The sequence below is a fragment of the Roseobacter weihaiensis genome, assembly GCF_020622345.1.
In the GTDB taxonomy this organism is placed as follows: domain Bacteria; phylum Pseudomonadota; class Alphaproteobacteria; order Rhodobacterales; family Rhodobacteraceae; genus Roseobacter; species Roseobacter weihaiensis.
Genome location: NZ_JACNMO010000020.1, coordinates 16,494 through 34,123, shown reverse-complemented (window position 1 = coordinate 34,123; position 17,630 = coordinate 16,494). Strand labels below are relative to the sequence as shown.

General features: G+C 61.5%; 21 protein-coding genes. 10 read left to right on the top strand and 11 right to left on the bottom strand.

Annotation, left to right across the window (positions count from 1 at the left end):
• Positions 1–21: 21 nt before the first annotated feature.
• From H7847_RS18755 to H7847_RS27245, 10 genes are all read left to right on the top strand, one after another.
• A complete protein-coding gene (locus H7847_RS18755) occupies positions 22–933 on the top strand; it encodes an AraC family transcriptional regulator (RefSeq protein ID WP_227271011.1) in 912 nt (303 codons plus the stop codon).
• Between the two features lie 380 nt (positions 934–1,313).
• Positions 1,314–2,381: an aldo/keto reductase gene (locus tag H7847_RS18750; protein ID WP_227271010.1), complete on the top strand. Its 1,068-nt coding sequence runs from the start codon at positions 1,314–1,316 to the stop codon at positions 2,379–2,381.
• On the top strand, positions 2,378–2,818 hold the full coding sequence (locus tag H7847_RS18745; protein WP_227271009.1) for a hypothetical protein: 441 nt from the start codon (positions 2,378–2,380) through the stop codon (positions 2,816–2,818). The genes H7847_RS18750 and H7847_RS18745 overlap by 4 nt, the downstream gene beginning before the upstream one ends.
• Positions 2,819–2,939: 121 nt before the next feature.
• Positions 2,940–3,770, top strand: a complete 831-nt coding sequence (locus H7847_RS18740) for an SDR family NAD(P)-dependent oxidoreductase (protein ID WP_227271008.1) — start codon at positions 2,940–2,942, stop codon at positions 3,768–3,770.
• Positions 3,767–4,444, top strand: coding sequence for a hypothetical protein (locus tag H7847_RS18735; RefSeq protein WP_227271007.1), 678 nt, complete (start codon positions 3,767–3,769; stop codon positions 4,442–4,444). Before H7847_RS18740 ends, H7847_RS18735 begins: the two co-directional genes overlap by 4 nt.
• A 17-nt stretch (positions 4,445–4,461) precedes the next feature.
• The gene (locus H7847_RS18730) at positions 4,462–5,322 is read left to right on the top strand and encodes an NmrA family NAD(P)-binding protein (protein ID WP_227271006.1); all 861 of its coding nucleotides are present in this window, start codon (positions 4,462–4,464) and stop codon (positions 5,320–5,322) included.
• A complete protein-coding gene (locus H7847_RS18725) occupies positions 5,319–6,179 on the top strand; it encodes an NmrA family NAD(P)-binding protein (RefSeq protein WP_227271005.1) in 861 nt (286 codons plus the stop codon). Before H7847_RS18730 ends, H7847_RS18725 begins: the two co-directional genes overlap by 4 nt.
• 154 nt (positions 6,180–6,333) lie before the next feature.
• Complete coding sequence (locus tag H7847_RS18720; RefSeq protein ID WP_227271004.1) at positions 6,334–6,627, top strand: hypothetical protein; 294 nt, start codon at positions 6,334–6,336, stop codon at positions 6,625–6,627.
• A 10-nt stretch (positions 6,628–6,637) separates the two neighbouring features.
• Entirely contained in the window at positions 6,638–7,036 is a 399-nt protein-coding gene (locus H7847_RS18715; RefSeq protein ID WP_227271003.1) for a hypothetical protein, read from the top strand.
• 111 nt (positions 7,037–7,147) lie between these two features.
• Positions 7,148–8,062 carry a LysR family transcriptional regulator gene (locus H7847_RS27245; RefSeq protein WP_227271002.1) on the top strand — a complete coding sequence of 305 codons (915 nt, stop codon included), beginning with the start codon at positions 7,148–7,150 and terminating at the stop codon, positions 8,060–8,062.
• On the opposite strand, the gene H7847_RS18705 is transcribed toward H7847_RS27245, so the two are convergent.
• From H7847_RS18705 to trbB, 11 genes are read right to left on the bottom strand one after another with little or no spacing between them, the layout of a single operon-like run.
• The gene (locus H7847_RS18705) at positions 8,016–8,261 is read right to left on the bottom strand and encodes a DUF2274 domain-containing protein (protein ID WP_227271001.1); all 246 of its coding nucleotides are present in this window, start codon (positions 8,259–8,261) and stop codon (positions 8,016–8,018) included. The two genes, H7847_RS27245 and H7847_RS18705, sit on opposite strands and share 47 nt — an antisense overlap.
• The gene (locus tag H7847_RS18700) at positions 8,258–9,481 is read right to left on the bottom strand and encodes a TrbI/VirB10 family protein (RefSeq protein WP_227271000.1); all 1,224 of its coding nucleotides are present in this window, start codon (positions 9,479–9,481) and stop codon (positions 8,258–8,260) included. The genes H7847_RS18705 and H7847_RS18700 overlap by 4 nt, the downstream gene beginning before the upstream one ends.
• Before the next feature lie 3 nt (positions 9,482–9,484).
• A complete protein-coding gene (gene trbG / locus H7847_RS18695) occupies positions 9,485–10,513 on the bottom strand; it encodes a P-type conjugative transfer protein TrbG (protein ID WP_455115532.1) in 1,029 nt (342 codons plus the stop codon).
• Between the two features lie 8 nt (positions 10,514–10,521).
• Positions 10,522–11,211: a conjugal transfer protein TrbF gene (gene trbF, locus H7847_RS18690; RefSeq protein ID WP_227271062.1), complete on the bottom strand. Its 690-nt coding sequence runs from the start codon at positions 11,209–11,211 to the stop codon at positions 10,522–10,524.
• Positions 11,205–12,494: a P-type conjugative transfer protein TrbL gene (trbL, locus tag H7847_RS18685; RefSeq protein ID WP_227270998.1), complete on the bottom strand. Its 1,290-nt coding sequence runs from the start codon at positions 12,492–12,494 to the stop codon at positions 11,205–11,207. The genes trbF and trbL overlap by 7 nt, the downstream gene beginning before the upstream one ends.
• Before the next feature lie 3 nt (positions 12,495–12,497).
• Positions 12,498–12,776 carry a putative entry exclusion protein TrbK-alt gene (trbK-alt, locus tag H7847_RS18680; RefSeq protein WP_227270997.1) on the bottom strand — a complete coding sequence of 93 codons (279 nt, stop codon included), beginning with the start codon at positions 12,774–12,776 and terminating at the stop codon, positions 12,498–12,500.
• 6 nt (positions 12,777–12,782) lie between these two features.
• Positions 12,783–13,562 carry a P-type conjugative transfer protein TrbJ gene (trbJ, locus tag H7847_RS18675; RefSeq protein ID WP_227270996.1) on the bottom strand — a complete coding sequence of 260 codons (780 nt, stop codon included), beginning with the start codon at positions 13,560–13,562 and terminating at the stop codon, positions 12,783–12,785.
• Positions 13,540–16,038 carry a conjugal transfer protein TrbE gene (trbE, locus tag H7847_RS18670; protein ID WP_227270995.1) on the bottom strand — a complete coding sequence of 833 codons (2,499 nt, stop codon included), beginning with the start codon at positions 16,036–16,038 and terminating at the stop codon, positions 13,540–13,542. The genes trbJ and trbE overlap by 23 nt, the downstream gene beginning before the upstream one ends.
• Before the next feature lie 4 nt (positions 16,039–16,042).
• Positions 16,043–16,312: a VirB3 family type IV secretion system protein gene (locus tag H7847_RS18665; protein ID WP_227270994.1), complete on the bottom strand. Its 270-nt coding sequence runs from the start codon at positions 16,310–16,312 to the stop codon at positions 16,043–16,045.
• On the bottom strand, positions 16,309–16,644 hold the full coding sequence (locus H7847_RS18660) for a TrbC/VirB2 family protein (protein WP_227270993.1): 336 nt from the start codon (positions 16,642–16,644) through the stop codon (positions 16,309–16,311). The genes H7847_RS18665 and H7847_RS18660 overlap by 4 nt, the downstream gene beginning before the upstream one ends.
• Complete coding sequence (trbB, locus tag H7847_RS18655) at positions 16,641–17,576, bottom strand: P-type conjugative transfer ATPase TrbB (RefSeq protein WP_264479648.1); 936 nt, start codon at positions 17,574–17,576, stop codon at positions 16,641–16,643. The genes H7847_RS18660 and trbB overlap by 4 nt, the downstream gene beginning before the upstream one ends.
• Positions 17,577–17,630: the final 54 nt, after the last annotated feature.

Here is a 17,630-nt window from a genome sequence, read left to right as displayed (position 1 = left end):
CAATTTGCAGGATGAATTACTATGACTGCAGTCCCGACATACGCCGCTGACCCTGAAGCGAGATTTGAGAACTACGCCGAGTTCTATCGGAAATCGGCCTACGCAAGGTTCGACCAAGAACATCGCGAGGGTGGATCCCTTAGTCTCAAGATGTTTCGGGCACAACAAAACGCCATTGACCTAATCGATGCCGCTGTACCGGATTATGTGTTCTTTTGGGATCTCCACGGACCGTGCAGTGGTGCCATCGACCTTGGCGACGGGCGCTTGGACTTCAAACGCATAGCGCCCAATCTAATGCACATTGTCCCGCCGATGACGGAAGCCCATTTCCGCATAGACGAACCAAATGAGTTTTTTTGCGCCTCAATTCCGGCGCGAAAGATCGATCTGCTGCTTGAAAGTTATGAGCTCGACGGATCGTCCTTCGGCCATCACTACCCTGTGCGGGGCAATCCACTCGACCCCGAACCCGCCGCCCCCAGCGTTGCGCTGATGCGCAAGCTCTGGCACGCGCTTGCGACGCCGAAGGCATCGAGCCTTATTATCGATGGCCTTGTGATGCAACTCGTCGGGACCGCCGCAGGCACACGAGACACGCCGAACATCGCTACCGATGATACTCGGATTGTCCGCGCGATTGAGTACATCGAGGCGCATTACGGCGACAGTCTTTCGGTCGTCGAGCTGGCCGCTATCGCGGCCTTGAGCCCCAGCCAATTCGCGGCCTTGTTCCGTCAGGCCGTCGGCGAGCCGGTCTGGACCTACGTCCAACGCCGCCGCTGCGAGCGGGCCTGTGAGAAAGTGATGACCACCTCAACCCCTCTTGCCGCCATCGCGGAAGACTGCGGTTTCCACGATCACAGCCACATGACAAGGGGGTTCAAGCGCCAGTTTGGGGTGACGCCGAGCGAGATGCGCAACGGTCGCTAATTCCACAGTTTACTTCAAACAATGTGCCGACCGTTACATCAGCGCTTGTGCGATTAGGCATGAAAGCATCTGACCGCCCAGATTTTTGACAGATCGCCTCTTGGCAGAAAATCCGTCGTTCTGTCCCAGCATCTAGTTGAATCGTCCAAAGACCAACGTCTCCTTATTCATTAGCGTCCATACACGACGATTGTTGTGTAGGTGTCTTTATGGATCAAGTTGTTTCGTATCACCCGGCATCGATCAGGGCGAAACAGCTCTATATCGGCGGTATATCAGACCCATTTTACACGAGGAGGGAGCGACGAAATCTTAAGTTGCCGTCCACGAAACCGACAGCAGGTCAGTAATCCTTATAGAACAGTATAATGAGGCTCAAAATGTTAGACAACTACTCTCTTCTTGGTCGCTCAGGCCTACGCGTCTCGCCTCTTGCTTTGGGAACGATGACCTTTGGTACGAGTTGGGGTTGGGGTGCGAATGCGGACGAGAGTCGTCGTCAGCTTGACCTTTATGGCGATCGAGGTGGGAACTTTGTAGACGGAGCCAACGAGTACACCGGTGGCGAGAGTGAAGAATTTCTCGGCGATGTTCTGAAAGATCGCCGAGACCGTTTCGTTCTCGCAACCAAGTTCGGCCTCAGTCAAAATGAAGGCGACCCCAACGCGGGAGGGGCGCATCGTAAAAGCTTAAGGCGCGCAGTCGAAGACAGTCTGAGGCGGCTGCGGACGGACCACATCGATTTGTTTTACTTGCATATCTGGGATTGGCGCACTCCAATCGAAGAGACTGTGCTTGCGCTAAACGATCTGGTGCGTGACGGGAAGGTCCTTTATCTCGGAATCTCGGATACGCCAGCCTGGAAAGTGGTCGAGGCGAACATGTTTGCGCGCCAGCACGGATTGTCCCCATTCGTGGCCTATCAGGGACGCTACTCGCTAATAGATCGGACTATGGAGCGCGACCTCTTGCCTATGTCCGTAGACCATGGCCTGCGCCCGGTTACGTGGCAGGCGCTCGCCTCCGGCGTTCTGACGGGAAAATATCTCGACAAGGATGTGTCGAAACCGACCGACGGCAGCCGCGAGGGCATGGTCGGAAACATGGGCCTGCTCGACGAACGTTCGACTGCCATTGCGCGCAAGGTGAAGGAGATCGCCGACGAGCTGGGCGTGCCGCCCGGTGCGGTCGCAATCTCTTGGGTTATGCAACGAACCGGCGCACCCATCCCTGTTGTAGGAGCCCGCAAGGCCGATCAGCTTGCCCAAAGCCTAAAGGCGACCGAGGTTGTGTTGAATGAGGACGCGCTAGCCTCGCTATCCGAAGTGTCGGCCTTCGAGATCGGTTTTCCGCTCGACTTTGCTGCGTCACCATCGGCTGCAGGGTTGATCGACAAGGGTGCGAAGGTCGCAGGTGGGCCGGAAGCCGATCTGGCGAGATGGGCATGATCGCTGGTCTACACATCCGCGGTATGCTTTTCGCCGCCGGGTTGTTCCTTCCCCTATCCGTCGAGGCCCAGATGACCGAAACTTCCCCTTTCTCCACCGTCCTATCAGCGTGGAACGAACCCGATGAGACTGTTCGCCGCGCGTTGATTGATGACGCGCTATCGGTCGACTTCACTTACGACGACGTGCATCGGAACGCGCCACTTACATCGCGCGTGGCGTTCGAGGACTTCCTGACGCAGTTCCGTGCCAACGTGAGCGGGATCACCGTTCGTCTAGATGGTCCCCCGGAGGTTTTGCGCGGGACAGCACGCTTCCGGTTTATCATGGAGCGTGATGGCGCGCCGTTCTCGCGCGGCACCTACTTTGCCACCCTCGATGAGGACGGGAAAATCAATCGCATGATCGGATTCATGGATCAGGAGCCTTCGCGATAAGGGATTTCATGTCTGGGACGGCAGAACGTCTACTTTCGTTGATGACTGTTCTGATCGCTCGCAGCAGACTCCAGAGAGTGACAGTAGCCAATCCAACTCCGACGCAAATGGGGATGTTCTTATGAAGCTGGCCGGCAAGGGTGCAATCGTCACCGGAGCGACATCCGGAATTGGTCGGGGGATTGCCGAGGTTATGGCTTCTGAGGGGGCACACGTCGTTGTTACTGGTCGTTCGCAAAACCGCGGTAATGAGACGGTCGAAGCCATCCGGAAAAGCGACGGTGTTGCCGACTTTGTCGCGTGCGATGTTTCAGATGAAAGCGACATCGAGGATTTGGTCGCCCAAGCCCTTTCTCGGCTCAAGCACTTAAACGTCCTGGTCAATTGCGCCGGAATGGGTGTGTTCGAACCGATCACGGGGATCGACACTGAACGGTTGGACCAGCTCTTCCACGTCAATATTCGGGGGTTGATGCTATGCTGCAAACATGTAATTCCGAAGATGGAGCGCGGCGGCGCTATCGTGAATGTCTCTTCTGTTCATTCAATCCAATCGTCTCCGGGCGACGCCCCTTACGCGGCGACCAAAGGCGCAATCGACGCATTCACAAGATCGCTGGCGCTTGAATGCGCGCCTCATATCAGGGTCAATTCGATACAGCCGGGTTGGGTAGATAGCGCCATCACGCTTGGTTTCTACGAGAGCTTGGCTCCTGAGGGGAGGACATCAGACTGGGTGCGTGCGCAGATTGCCGACGAACAGCCGCTTGGTCGCGTTGGTCAGCCGGAAGAAATCGGAACAGTCGCAGCATTCCTCGCGAGTGATGAAGCGTCTCTGGTGACGGGCGCGACCATAGTGGCTGACGCAGGACTCACCGCTTTCCTGGAAGAATGGACACCAAGAAAACTTCAGAACCTTGCTGAAAGAGAAGCCATTCGGAGGTCTGGATGACAGTGAGTTCTTCTAAACAGCCTCGACCACCCTTCCTTGGCTACAATTCACACAATCTCGTGGTTAGCTTCTTTGTCGGCGGTGAACTTCTTAAGGATCTCCTGCCCGAACCCCTCCGTCCGGCCAACGAGTTTTTGCACCTGAACATGTTCAAGGTTCCTCTTGCATTGGGCATCCCACCCTACAGCAGAACCTATGTTTGGGCTGACGTCGTCAACTACACGAGTTGGGATGGTACGGCGGGTCGGTACGTCATCGAGGGTTGGTCGGAGCCCGCTGCTTTTGCTGAAATCGCGAAGCGCATGTTCCGTTGGCCCGCTGAGCCCGGTGAGACCCATCTTCACACTGATGATCGCACGATTACGTCCACACTACTTCAAGATGGCCGCCCTATGATGAATTTGACGGCTCAGTACAATAGCACCTCGTCCGAGCTTATAACCCAGATGCTCCCCTATTTGGCTTTCAACGAAGATTCCTCCGGAAGTCGTTTGTGGGCTCACCAAATCGCTTACGCAGGTTCGTATCGACCGTTGGAAATATCAGAGGTCGCGGTCCACGCCGATGATCATCCGCTTCTCGCAACGCTAGCTGCAAGCGAAGTTCATGCTGCGGTCGAGATTGCCGCGGGATCTTTCGCTTTGGGCATCCAAACGCCTCTTGAAACAGCTTGATAAGGGAGAGCCGACATATGCAAAACGATGTCATCTTGGTCGCCGGCGGCACCGGAAACGTTGGGTCTTACATCGTAGATCAGTTGTCTGCAGAAGGCCATCAGGTCCGTGCGCTTACTACCGCCCGTCGTGATGACCAGCCCGGCATCGAATACGTGCAATGTGACGTATCGAGGGATGACCTCGGTCCCGTTTTCGAAGGCGTTGCTGCCGCGTTTTTGATGGTTCCGATCCGTCCGGACATGGTGGCGGTCGGCGAACGCCTCAACGAGGCTGCTGTAGCTGCTGGCGCCAAGAGAATTGTCCGCTTGTCGGCCGCAACACCCATGCAGGTGCCTTCTAGCTTCGTTGGTATGTCCCACGGCGCGATAGATGCACATCTCCTATCACTGTTCCCGGATGCTCTCATACTTCGACCACACGGTTTTATGCAGAACCTCCTTCACCACGGGCAGGAGGTATCTGATGGGCGCCTCGCACAGCCAATCGATGGGGATAGCCGCGACAGCATGATCGACGCGCGCGACATATCGGCGTCGGCAGTGGCCGGACTCGTGGGCGACTATGTCGGCATCGTTGATATCACTGGACCAGAAAGCCTTTCAGCGAGGGAGGTCGCGCAGAAGCTCGGTGAGGTGATCGGTCGAGATGTTGAAGCAGTCAGCGTTCTGCGAAGCGATGCGAAGAAAGACATGATGAACCAGGGCATGCCGGACTGGCTTGCCGACGCGATCCTGGAGATGCAGCCGCTGCAGGAGCGTGGCGTGATGGCCATTACGACAAGTGGCGTTGAAGATCTAACTGGACGGCCTCCACGCGAGTTATCTGCGTTCATTGAGGACAACAAGAATGTATTTATGGGGGACCCGGGGTCATGACCAAGACAGTTCTCATCACGGGCGCGACCGGCAAAATCGGTGCGCCTACCGTTGATCGGCTTTTGGACCTTGGGCACGTCGTACGCGCGCTTGTTCATACCGAGGCCAGTGCAAACCGCTTGACCGCGCGAGGCGTCAATGCCCGTGTCGTCGATATGGACCACCCGATCGACCCCACGCTGTTCGCATATGTCGACGCCGCGTTGCTCATTACCCCGGTTAGGGAGCACTTCCGGGATATCAGCATTCGCCTGATCGATGCTGCCAAGATCGCAAATGTTGGCCGAGTCGTGCGCATATCCATCGATAGTGCATTTATAAAGGCGAGCGCGATTCTCGGAAATGGTCATGCGGCAGCCGATGCGCACCTCGTTCGAAGCGGCTTGCGCCATACGATCTTGCGGCCGGGCGGTTTCATGCAGAACCTCCTGACCATGGCCCCGACGATCAAGCAGGGCGAGATCGTCGCGCCGACAGGGGACGGCGCTGTACCCTTCATCGATGCGCGCGACATTGCTGACTGCGCCGTCGCGGTTCTAACCGATCGAACTGAAATCGACGGTCCGGTCGACATTTCCGGTCCAGAGCCGCTGACCTTTGCCGAGATCGCGCGTCGGCTGACCGCTCGGCTCGATCATGAGGTTCGCCACGTAAGCCCCGTCGCCGAGAAGGCGCGCGATGAGTTGGAGGCTGCTGGGTTCGATGGATGGATGTTGGATGCGATGATGGATGACACGGCTCACGTCGCCGCAGGCATCGGCGCGGACGTGAATGATGGCGTCAAGCGGCTGACTGGACACGAACCACGCAGCATCGATGCGTTTCTCGACGAAAATATCGAGGCGTTCCGTGCCTGAAACTGAGGAGTTGTGTAATGACTCATACGATTCACCTTGTCATCGGCGTGCTGAGCTTCGCAATGATACTCGGTTTCTGGTCTGCGGCCATCGGCACGAGTCTGCTGGGCTCCCGCGACGCCGTGCCGCTCTTCGCACTGTCATGCCTTGGGCGATGCTTGCGACGCTGCCACTCGTTATGATCACAGGCAAGACCGGCGCGAACATCGTGGAACCAGCGCAGCAGGCGCTTGCGGACGCCAAACTCGCCCGAATGCCGATGATTGGGGTGGTCGGTGTTGTCGTGTTTCTACTGGTCACATTCTGGCTATCCAGCAAGGCGCGCGCTGGCGCATTTGATAGTCTCTACGCGACGCTTCAGATCGTGGAGGCGGTCGCCGGGCTCGCCATCATCGTCCTGTTCGCCCTCAACATTCGCGGTGGGTTGCAGATGGCCGGACGGCTTTGATAGGCTTGGTATGAAGCTCGGATCGCTACGGCTCGTCTACATGGGATCAAGTGATGTGGAGGCGGACGCTCGCCTTCACGTCCAGACCCTGGGCGGCAACTTACGCTTCTTCCTCGATCGGTTTGGTGCACGCGTCGCCTCAGTGCGGCACGGTGCCGGGGCGGACATCGTATTTGCCTCGCACATGGCGGGTAAGTCGCCGATTTTGTTCTTTGAAGTCGACGACATCGAAGCGCTGCGCGACGCTCCTGGCGCCATGTTGATCGAGACGCCGATCGGACCCGGCGTCCTGTTTGAGGCCAGCGGCGGGGCGCGGCTTGGCGGATTGCGGATCGAACGAGAGGATTACATGGAAAATGCTTGGCGCACGCCCGGGCACGAAGGAGCAGTCCGACCAGAATGGCTTTGAGAGCGCGAAGTTAAAATGGAACCAGATCTCTGATCTTTGGATCAATACTCGGACAATCTGGCTATCGAATTGGGGGCAAAGAAGATCTGAAGCAAACTGGGTTTATGGAAAGTGAAAGATCAGCATGTTGAACTGCACCAATTGACTGCAGCGCTAGCCGTTGCAGAGACTGGCAGTTTTCGTAGAGCGGCCAGTAAGCTTGGAATTGGTCAATCATCCGTGAGCCGACGAATTCAAAAGCTTGAGGACAGGCTGGGTGTTTCATTGTTCGAGCGACAGACGAACGGCGCAAGACTCACGCCTGCTGGCATATGTTTTTCGGAGAGAGTCCGGTACATTGTAAATGACTTGAACGTAGCGGTAGAGTCTGCGCAGCACGAAGGAACCGCTGGTGCTGGACGGCTAAGTGTCGGGGTTATCGCATCGCTCTCAAGAGGCCCTATCCGCAATGTCTTTCATTCATTTTTTGAAGCGCATCCTGAAGTCGTCGTTTGCATCAAAGAGTCAGATCGTGGCGGCTTGCTTACAGACCTGAGCCATCGGAAGATTGACGCGATGATTGCGGTTGGCGAGCCAGAAACAGAGAGCGGGGATAGTTTTGTCCTAGCTCGCGAACGGATTTTCCTTGCGGTACCATCTAGTGATGCCTTGGCCACCGTTGATCAGCTCAGCGTGCACGATCTACACCACGCGACACTCTTGCTAAGTGATCGAGATCCAGGACCAGAGGTAAGCGATTATATTCTGCGATGCATGGTTGATATATGGCGTAACAGTCAGGTTCAGCGTCATAAGCTCGGACGCGAGGGTCTCATGGCGCTCGTCGGCCTAGGGCTGGGTGTATGCCTTGTTACTGACCACTGGCGGGGAGTCACATACCCGAATGTTCGTTTCGTTCCGATCGGAAATGAAGAAGAACGAGTGCCTTTCTCGTTGACCTGGCGTCCTGAAACAGACAACCCGGCGCTTCGTCGGTTTATTAGTCTTGGGCGGATCGAAGCGAAACGGAACGGCGTTCTTTCCTGAGCTTCGCAAATCCGCGATCGGTTTTCATGAACCGCTCCAGCATAGGCGCGATCAGCTTTACGGGTTCGAGTTTATTCCCGTTCTCGGCGCCAAGAATCTCTGCGTAGACCGTTAAGTCGCGATGCACTTCCGCCGGTAGCTCTACGGTCAGCTTGATCGGCCTTTCGTCGCGGATATCGCCGAGCTTTAACCTGTTCATCGCATGTCTCCATGTGGCTCAAGAATGAGATCGCGCGTCACCATCACGCGTACCGGGAAACCGGGCCGGATCGTAAGCGTCGGTGGGATGTTGAGTTGGCGCTGGACGATGGCCTCGCCCGCGCGCCCTATCGTATCCTGGGTGCCGTCGCGGATCGCCTCGGCAATGTCATCGCCGCCATCCTCGCCTGTCTCGAGCCCGATATTGAGAATCGTGGCGAGACCGGCCGCGCGGAACAACTGGCCCCAGTGATTGTCCACACCATCTTCGAGGCCTGCGTAGCCAGCTTGGTCGGTCCCGGGCTGGCGTTCGAGGACGACAGAACGTCCATCGGGTAGGATCAATCGAGTCCACGCCAAGAGGACGCGCCGCTGACCGGTTTCAACGCGGCTGTCATACTCGCCGAGGAGCCGCGCCCCTTGTGGGATCAGCAGGAATTGCCCGGTCGGGCTGTCATAGACATTCGCGGTGACCTGCGCCGTGATCTGCCCGGGAAGATCGGAGCGCAGACCTGTCAGCAGCGCGGCTTCGATGACGGATCCGGCTTGCAGGACGTAAGGGCTCGGCGGAGACTGCAGCCGATCCGCGGCAGTGGTCCGTCGATCCACCTCTCGATCCAAAAACGCCTCTTGTCGTTCTGTCGCATCCGGCTGGCGCGAAGATCCCGCTGACGCCGGAAATAGACCTTGCAATCCGGGCGCCGGAGATGTTGCGGGTAGTGCCTGCGGTCGCGCAGCACCTGCGCCACTCGAGCTTGCATCCGCGAAGAGCGTCGCGAGCCGGGCCGCTTCCGCCTCCTGCAAGCGAAGTTGTTCGTCCGGATCGACGGCGGAGCCGGTTGCGGGCACGACAGGCACTGGCTCACCCCGACGCTGCGCAGACAGAACCGGCCGTCCCAGTTCGCCCGGTAGCGGTGGCCCGAGCTGCGGGATCGACGCGTAGTCGCGCGGTAGACCCAGAAGGCCTTCGGCTTCTTGAACGCGTTCCGTCGAAAACAATTCAGTTGGCCCATCGGTCCGATCCGGACCCTGCAGCGCGACGATTAGGATCGCCCCGATGCCGAGCCCACCTGCGACGGTGAGAACCGTGATGGCCTTGCGCGAGAGGCGCATGACGCGCGGCGGATCCGGCCGCAAGCGGAGTTCTCTGGCGATGTCCTGTTCCGAGCGCGGCGGGTCGTCGGGGCGTTCATCTGGTTGCTGATCTTCCGTCCCGGTCATGGCTCAACGGTCCTCATCGGGCCGCCACGCGGAAACCACGCGCTCCTCACTTCGCTCGCTGCGCCGGACCCCATCAGTCCGCACGATCCGGACGACCCGCTGGCGGTCTCCAAGACGCAGCTCGGCGGCGGCGAAGAGCCGATCGACGATCATGTAATTGCGCCGAATGCGGTAATTGACGAGCTGGCCGTCTCCTTCCGGTCCGATCACGAAGAGCGGCGGCATCTCGCCTTGGCCGATCCCGCGCGGAAACTCGATGAAGACCTGCCGCCCGTCATCGAAAGCGCGGCGCGGTCGCCAGGGCGCGCGGTCACCGGTGATCCGGTAGCGGAAGTTGAGATCGTCGAGATCGACATTGCGCCCGATCGGAAGGCTCGCCTCCGCGCGATCGTTTTCGCGACGCAGCGCAATCAACTCGTCCTCGGGATATTGCCATGAGACGGAGGCCATATAGGCCTGCGGCGTCGCGCGCAGCTCCAGATGATAGGTCCGCCGATCTGTGTTGATGACGAGGTTGGTGACGAGATCGGGCCGGGTCGGTTTCACGAGCACATGGATGCGACGGTTATCGCCGGAGCCGCTCTCGGTGTCGCCGATGATCCAGCGGGCCGTGTCTCCGGCAGCGATGGGGCCGGACCCGACAAGGCTTTCGCCCGCCTGTAGCGCGATATCTGTGACCTGTCCGGGGGATGTGTAGACCTGATAGAGCGCGCCGGAGCTATATGGATAGAGCTGTACGGCGTTGATGAAGCCGTCGCGCACCGGTTCGATCCGGGCGGCGGCGTTCGCGTTGGTCACGCGTTCGGTGGGTTCTGCGGCTTGTGGGGACTTGGGATCGGCGTCGACCCGCATGAGCTGGCCGGGCAACGGCAAGGGCTCGGGTGTCTCCACGATCCTGACCGGCCGCGGTGGGTCGGCGACCAGCGTTGCAGCAACCGGATCGTCATATGCGATCTCCGGTGGTTTGAACGTCGCGCATGCGGCCAGCATCGAGCCGGCGAGAAGTGTTGTGATCGAAAGTTTGGCTGACACTCGGTATGTCATTGGGCGTTCTCCCGTGACCAGTTGATGGCGTGCACGAAGACGCCGAGGGGGTTTTTGCGGAGGCGGTCGGCATCGCGGGGCGGCTGGATGACGACGCTCAGAATGCCGGTCCAGCGTTCGGTGCCGGAGAGCTGTCCGTTCACGTAGCGGCGCTCGGTCCAGGCGACGCGAAAGCTGTTGTCGGAGGCGCGGATGACGCTGGAGATTTCGGCGGTGACCTGGACCTCGCCGACGTTGGCGAAGGGGTCGTTTTCGCGAGCGAAGTCGTTGAGCGCGACCGACCCGCGATCGGTGGTGAAGTCATAGGCCCTGAGCCAGTTCTGCCGGAGCACGATCGGGTCGGCGGGAACCTGGCGAACATTCTCGATGAAGCGCGCGAGGTGGAAGGCGATCTGAGGATCGGTCGGCCGATAATTGGCGGTGGCCGGCGCGACGGCCTGAGCCGCGCCCAATTGATCGACCTCGACCACATAAGGGACAATAGTGCCCTGTGTTGATTGCCAGACCAGCGCGAGACCGAAGGTCGCGGTGGTGGCGAGGCACCCGATGGCCATGAGGCGCCAGTTGCGCGCCTGGACGCGGGTCGAACCCATGCGTTCATCCCAAACCTGGGCAGCCTTCTGGTATGGGGTCACCGGTTCCGGGGTCTTGGCGTATCGCACGCTGGGTCGCTTGAATCTCATGATTTCTCCGAAAGGCTGATGGCCGTGCCCGCACCGCCGCCATCGCCTGAGCGCAGCGCGTGGGCGGTGGTCATGGCGCCGTGGTGCAATGATTGCTGGCGCTTCATGCGGCGCGCCCAGGCGGGCGGACCGTCATTGGCAGGGGTCGGCATGCTGGCCGGGGAATTGCTGAACTTGCCGCCGGTCGCCTCGAAGGCGGCGCGCGAGCCGGAGCGGTAGCTGTCGCCGACGGCGCGCTTGAGCGGGCTGATGGCGGTATTGACTCCGGCCTGACCGACCGCAGCCATGCCGCTCGCGGCTTTCCCGGTGGTGGATGTGCCCGAGGCCGCGCCGATCTTGAAGGCGGTCGACGCGCCACCGGCGACGGCAGACCCACCACGCAAGGCCGCTCCGCCTGCGGCCCCGGCGATCTTTGCGCCTGCGAGACCTCCAGCGACGACACCACCCGCGGCAAGCCCGGCACCAACGGCGGCCCCAGCACCAAGCTGCGGACCGCCGGAGACGATACCGTTGGCGATGCCGGGGCCGAAGATGCCGAGCGCGAGGATAGAAAGGGCCGCCAAAACCACGGCCATAGCGTCGCCGATGGTCGGTTCGCCAACAAAGCCGGTGGTGAACTCACTGAAAATGGTGGATCCGATCCCGACGATCACGGCGAGTACGAGTACCTTGACGCCCGAGGAGATGACGAGACCTAGGACGCGTTCGGCCATGAAGGCCGTCTTGTTGAAAAGACCGAAGGGGACGAGGATGAAGCCCGCGAGCGTCGCCAGCTTGAACTCGATGAGGGTGACGAAGAGCTGGATCGCGAGGATGAAGAAGGACAGCAGGACCACGATCCAGGCGAAGAGCAGGATCGAGATCTGGATGAAGTTCTCGAAGAAGGAAACGAACCCCATCAGGTCGGCGATGGATTCGAGAATGGGTTGCCCGGCTTCGAGCCCGACGGCGGCGATGCGGCCCGGCTGCAAAAGCTCGCCTGCGCCGATCGCGCCGCCGGTGGCGACGAGTCCGAGGCCCGCGAAGCTCTCGAAGACGATGCGGGCGAGCGTGTTCCAGTTGCTGATGATGTAAGCGAACACGCCGACGAAGAGCGTCTTCTTGACGAGCCTTCCGATGATGTCGTCATCCGCGCCCCAAGCCCAGAAGAGCGCTGCAAGGGTGACATCGATGACGATCAGCGTGGTCGCGAGGAAAGCGACGTCGCCGCCGAGCAGCCCGAACCCGCTGTCGATATAGGTGGTGAAGACCTCCAGGAACCGATCGATGACGCCGACGCCGTCCATGACCTACTCCGTGTCCGGATCGTTGATGGAGGTGCCAAAGAACCGGCGGCGATTCTCCTCCCATGCGGCCTGACACGCGGTGTCGACGTCGAGCGCCTCCGGGGTCAACGAGCGGCAGCGCTGGAGGGTCTCGCGGAGCGGATCGTCCGAAACCACCGCCGCCGGTTCGGCCGCACGCTCCCCTTCAACGGCGCGCTGAAGCTCTGTCGCCGCCATGAGCCCGGCTCCCGCGCCCATGGCGATGGCGATGGCTTTCAGCGTGGTCTCGGCAGTCAGCTTCATCGCGGCCTACCGGAACATCCGCACGGTCGTCGGCTCGTAGCCGGAGCCGTAATCGAGGAAGCGCGTGAGGTTCTCGCGCGCCTGCGCCTCGGCCGTCGCCACACGCGCGGCTTCGAGCGATTGCGCCCGGTTCTGCGCGGCGATCGCGGCCGTCAGATCGGAGATCTGCTGGCTTTGGAGGGCGAGAAGCTGGTTGCCGGCCTGAGTGGCCTGCAATGCGCCGGTCGCGGCCTGGCTGCGGCCGACGAGCGCCTGCATTTCGGCGCGCGCGGTCTCGATATTGCCCACGACGCCTGCCTGGACCTTGAGTGCATCCTCGAACCCAGCGACCGAGGTTCGCCAGCGGTCCTGTGCGCCCGCGATCATCTCATCGAAATCGCCCCGCGCGGCGGCCGCGCCGTAGTCCTGCGTGAAGGCCTCGTCGATCGTCGCCACGTCATGGGCGATGCGCTGCGCTTCACCCAAGAGCTGCTGGGTTTGCTGGACGGAGGATTGCAGGCGTGAGAGCGACGAGTATGGCAGGCTCGCGAGGTTGCGCGCCTGATTGACCAGCATCTGGGCCTCGTTCTGGAGCTGCGCGATCTGGTTGTTGATCTGCTCCAGCGTCCGCGCGGCGGTCAGAAGGTTCTCGGCATGGTTGGTCGGATCGTAGACGATCCCGCCGAACCCTCCGCCGAAAAACGCGTTAGCGGGCGGTGCCGTCGCCGGGGTGAGCGCGATCGCGCTCGACAGCAACAGAGCCGCGGCGGCGCGTCCGGCGAGCTTACGTGTCTTGGTCTTGAACATCAGTCTTCTCCTTATCGTCGTTGGCTTCTGGGGTTGCGGATGAGGTTGCTTCGATCACGGCATCGAAGGGACCGAGCAGTTCGGTCGCCCAGCCGAGATCGCGCCTGGCGAGCCAGGCGGCGGCGAAACCGTCGCGGCCGTGCTCTTCGAGGATCGCGTCGATGGCGGCGTGGTCGGTTTTGGAGGACGCCGCCGTGAAGGCGAGTGCGACGTCGCCGAGGCCTAGGGCGAAGAGCCGGTTGCCGCGGCGCGACTGGCAGTAATAGTCGCGCTTTGGTGTCGCGCGGGCGACGATCTCGATCTGCCGGTCGTTCAGCCCGAAGCTGCGATAGGTGGCGGAGATCTGCGGCTCGAAAGCGCGCTCGTTGGGCAGGAAGATGCGGGTCGGGCAGCTCTCGACGATGGCGGGCGCGATGTCGGAGCCGTCGATATCGGCGAGCGATTGGGTGGCGAAGACGACGGAAGCGTTCTTCTTACGCAGCGTTTTCAGCCATTCGCGCAGCTGCGAGCCGAAGGTCGCGTCGTCGAGCGCAAGCCAGCCTTCGTCGACAATGATGAGACTGGGTCGTCCGTCGAGCCGCGCCTCAATCCGGTGAAAGAGATAAGCGAGCACGGCGGGCGCTGCGGCGGAACCTATCAGCCCTTCGGTCTCGAAGGCTTGGAAGTCGGTTGAGCCGAGCGCCTCGCTTTCGGCGTCGAGCAGGCGGCCGAAGGGGCCGCCCAGGCAGAACGGCGCGAGTGCGCGCTTTAGATCGTTGGATTGCAGGAGGACCGAGAGGCCCGTCAGCGTGCGCTCTTCGACCGGTGCCGAAGCCAGCGAGGTCAGCGCCGACCAGAGATGGTCTCGCGCCACCGGGTCGATGGTGACCCTTTCTCGGACCAACAGCCCAGCGAGCCAGTCCTGCGCCCAGCTGCGTTCCGCTGGATCGTCGATCCGTGCGAGCGGTTGCAGCTGGACCGCGTCGTCTTCGTCCGACAGCGCGAGGCCGAGGTCTTCCCAATCCCCGCTGCAGGCCAGGGTCGCGCAGCGGATCGAGCCGCCGAAATCGAAGGCGAAGATCTGGGCGTTCTCATAGCGCCGGAATTGCAGCGCCATGAGCGCGAGCAGCACGGATTTTCCCGCGCCGGTCGGTCCGACGACCAATGTGTGGCCGACATCACCCACATGCGTCGAGAAGCGGAACGGCGTCGCGCCTTGCGTCTCGGCATAGAAGAGCGGCGGGCCGTCCAGATGGTCGTTGCGCTGCGGCCCCGCCCAAACCGCCGAGATCGGGATCATGTGGGCGAGATTGAGCGTCGAGATCGGCGGTTGGCGGACATTGGCGTAGAGATGGCCGGGCAGCGATCCGAACCAGGCTTCGATGGCGTTCAGCGTTTCCGGGATGCAGGTGAAGTCGCGGCCCTGCACGACCTTCTCGGCAAGCTTGATCTTGGCGTCCGCCCCGCGTTCGTCCTCGTCCCAGACCGTGATCGTCGCGGTGACATAGGCCGCGCCGACGATGTCGCTCCCGAGTTCTTGCAAGGCTTCGTCGGCATCGAGCGCCTTATTGTCGGCATCGCTGTCGAGGAGTGTGGAGGCCTCGTTGGTCATCACCTCCTTGAGGATCGCGGCCACTGATTTGCGCTTTGCGAACCATTGGCGCCGGATGCGGGTAAAGAGCTTGGTCGCGTCGGTCTTGTCGAGGCAGATGGCGCGGGTCGCCCAGCGATACTCGAACGCTTGCGCGTTGAGTTCGTCGAGCAGGCCCGGCCAGGTCGACGTCGGGAAGCCGACGATGGAGAGCGTGCGCAGATACGTGTCGCCGAGGCGCGGCGCGAGACCGCCGACCAGCGGCTCATCGGCGAGATAGGCGTCGAGATGCATCGGCGTCTCGGGGACACTTACGGTTTGCTGCCGGGTCGAAATCGTTGAATGCAGATAGGTCAGTGTTTCGTCGTCGGAGAGCCAAGTCGCTTCAGGCATGAAACCTTCGAAGAGGCCGAGCAGCCGATCACCGCGAGAACGGAACGCGGCAAGATGCTCGCGCGGGTTCGCGCCCTTGTTGGGCGTATCCTCGAACAGCCACCCGCTCGCCCGGCTCGTGTCGTCGGCAGGCGGCATCCAGGTCAGGGTGAGGAAATACCGGCTCTCATAGTGAGACGAGGCTTCTTCAAACTGGGCGCGCCGCTCGGCATCGACCAGCGCGGAGATCGGATCGGGAAACTCCGAGAGCGGATACTCGCGCGCCGGGATGCGGTGTGCTTCGACGAACACGGCCCAGCCCGACCCCAGGCGTCGCAGCGCGCTGTTGAGGCGGGCCGCGGTCGCGACCAACTCCGCAGGCGTTGCGGACTCGAGATCGGGACCGCGGAACCGTGCCGTCCGCTGGAAACTGCCATCCTTGTTGAGGATCACTCCCTCGCCGATCAGCGCGGCCCAAGGCAGGAAATCCGAAAGCAGCGCGGCTTTGGAACGGTATTCGGCGAGGCGCATCATCTCCTCACACCCCCATCCAGGTCGGGTAGCGGAGGTGACGGCGCGCGACGTCGGCGATCTGCGCGTCGCGCTTGGCGGCGTAGACCGCGAGCATGTGACCGATGGCCCAAAGGGCGAGCCCGACCAACCAGAGCCGAAGCCCGAGTCCCACGGCGGCCGCCATGGTTCCGTTGGCGATCGCGATGGTGCGCGGTGCGCCGCCTAGCAGGATCGGTTCCGTCAGTGCGCGATGAACCGGCGCGGTGAAACCGGGGATGTCGGTGGGATCGCTCATACGAGGACGCCGCCACCGAAGGAGAAGAAAGACAGGAAGAAGCTCGACGCTGCGAAGGCGATCGAGAGGCCGAAGACTATCTGGACGAGCCGACGCGCGCCGCCCGACGTGTCCCCGAACGCGAGCGTCAGGCCGGTGATGATGATGATCATGACCGCGACGATCTTGGCGACTGGGCCTTCGATGGATTCGAGGATCGCCTGAAGCGGGGCTTCCCAAGGCATGCCGGACCCTGCGGCCTGCGCCTGACCAGCGGCGAGCAGGAAGCCGATCGCGGCTGCGCTGACATAGATAGGCCAGCGGGGATAGAGGAGATTGAGTCGGGTGGTCATGTAGCGGTTCCTTTCGGGTTGGTGAGAAGGGATTGGAGCGCGTAGTCGCCCTGGTCGGTGAGGCCCGTTACGCGCGCGAGGTCCGCGAGGCGGCGATCGCTGCCGCGGCCCTTGAGGACCGCGAGCACGTCGATGGTCTCCGCGATGAGCGCCCGCGGGACGGTGACGACGGCTTCCTGGATCAGCTGTTCGAGTCGGCGCAGCGCGCCAATGGCCGAACCGGCATGGATGGTTCCGATGCCGCCGGGATGGCCGGTGCCCCAGGCTTTGAGGAGATCGAGCGCCTCAGGCCCGCGCACCTCGCCGATGGGAATGCGATCGGGACGCAGGCGGAGCGACGAGCGGACAAGATCGGAGAGCGTCGCGACGCCATCCTTCGTGCGTAGTGCGACCAGATTGGGCGTCGTGCATTGAAGCTCGCGCGTGTCTTCGATGAGGACCACGCGATCTGTTGTCTTGGCGACTTCGGCGAGCAGCGCGTTTGTGAGCGTTGTCTTGCCGGTCGAGGTGCCGCCGACGACGAGAATGTTGGCGCGGGACGCAACGGCCTCGCGGAGTGCGTCAGCTGCGGCGGCATCCATGATCTCGGCGCCGACGTAATCGTCGAGCGTGAAGACGGCGACGGCGGGTTTGCGGATCGCGAAGGTTGGGGCCGCGACGACGGGCGGAAGAAGTCCTTCGAACCGCTCACCCGTCCCGGGAAGCTCGGCGGAGACGCGCGGTGCGTCCGCATGGACTTCGGCGCCGACATGGTGGGCGACGAGGCGGACGATCCGCTCGCCATCGTCGGCGGTAAGCGTCGCGCCCGTATCGCAGAGGCCTTGGCCGAGCCGATCGAGCCATATGCGACCGCACGGATTGAGCATGACCTCGACGACGGCGTCTTCGTCGAGCCACGCCGCGATATCGTGCCCGAGCGCCGTGCGGAGCATGCGGGAACCGCGCTCGATCGCTGCTGATTTGAGAGTGTGGACGGTCATTCGCGG

What these genes read in the sequence shown, in the direction of transcription:
- H7847_RS18660 (WP_227270993.1), bottom strand. Translation starts at nt 16,644, where the DNA reads ATGACCACCCGACTCAATCTCCTCTATCCCCGCTGGCCTATCTATGTC.
- H7847_RS18725 (WP_227271005.1), top strand. Translation starts at nt 5,319, where the DNA reads ATGACCAAGACAGTTCTCATCACGGGCGCGACCGGCAAAATCGGTGCG.
- trbJ (WP_227270996.1), bottom strand. Translation starts at nt 13,562, where the DNA reads ATGTTCAAGACCAAGACACGTAAGCTCGCCGGACGCGCCGCCGCGGCT.
- H7847_RS18700 (WP_227271000.1), bottom strand. Translation starts at nt 9,481, where the DNA reads ATGACCGGGACGGAAGATCAGCAACCAGATGAACGCCCCGACGACCCG.
- trbK-alt (WP_227270997.1), bottom strand. Translation starts at nt 12,776, where the DNA reads ATGAAGCTGACTGCCGAGACCACGCTGAAAGCCATCGCCATCGCCATG.
- H7847_RS18705 (WP_227271001.1), bottom strand. Translation starts at nt 8,261, where the DNA reads ATGAACAGGTTAAAGCTCGGCGATATCCGCGACGAAAGGCCGATCAAG.
- H7847_RS18665 (WP_227270994.1), bottom strand. Translation starts at nt 16,312, where the DNA reads ATGAGCGATCCCACCGACATCCCCGGTTTCACCGCGCCGGTTCATCGC.
- H7847_RS18740 (WP_227271008.1), top strand. Translation starts at nt 2,940, where the DNA reads ATGAAGCTGGCCGGCAAGGGTGCAATCGTCACCGGAGCGACATCCGGA.
- H7847_RS18730 (WP_227271006.1), top strand. Translation starts at nt 4,462, where the DNA reads ATGCAAAACGATGTCATCTTGGTCGCCGGCGGCACCGGAAACGTTGGG.
- H7847_RS18750 (WP_227271010.1), top strand. Translation starts at nt 1,314, where the DNA reads ATGTTAGACAACTACTCTCTTCTTGGTCGCTCAGGCCTACGCGTCTCG.
- H7847_RS18715 (WP_227271003.1), top strand. Translation starts at nt 6,638, where the DNA reads ATGAAGCTCGGATCGCTACGGCTCGTCTACATGGGATCAAGTGATGTG.
- H7847_RS18755 (WP_227271011.1), top strand. Translation starts at nt 22, where the DNA reads ATGACTGCAGTCCCGACATACGCCGCTGACCCTGAAGCGAGATTTGAG.
- H7847_RS18745 (WP_227271009.1), top strand. Translation starts at nt 2,378, where the DNA reads ATGATCGCTGGTCTACACATCCGCGGTATGCTTTTCGCCGCCGGGTTG.
- trbE (WP_227270995.1), bottom strand. Translation starts at nt 16,038, where the DNA reads ATGATGCGCCTCGCCGAATACCGTTCCAAAGCCGCGCTGCTTTCGGAT.
- trbB (WP_264479648.1), bottom strand. Translation starts at nt 17,576, where the DNA reads ATGCTCCGCACGGCGCTCGGGCACGATATCGCGGCGTGGCTCGACGAA.
- trbL (WP_227270998.1), bottom strand. Translation starts at nt 12,494, where the DNA reads ATGGACGGCGTCGGCGTCATCGATCGGTTCCTGGAGGTCTTCACCACC.
- H7847_RS18735 (WP_227271007.1), top strand. Translation starts at nt 3,767, where the DNA reads ATGACAGTGAGTTCTTCTAAACAGCCTCGACCACCCTTCCTTGGCTAC.
- H7847_RS18720 (WP_227271004.1), top strand. Translation starts at nt 6,334, where the DNA reads ATGCTTGCGACGCTGCCACTCGTTATGATCACAGGCAAGACCGGCGCG.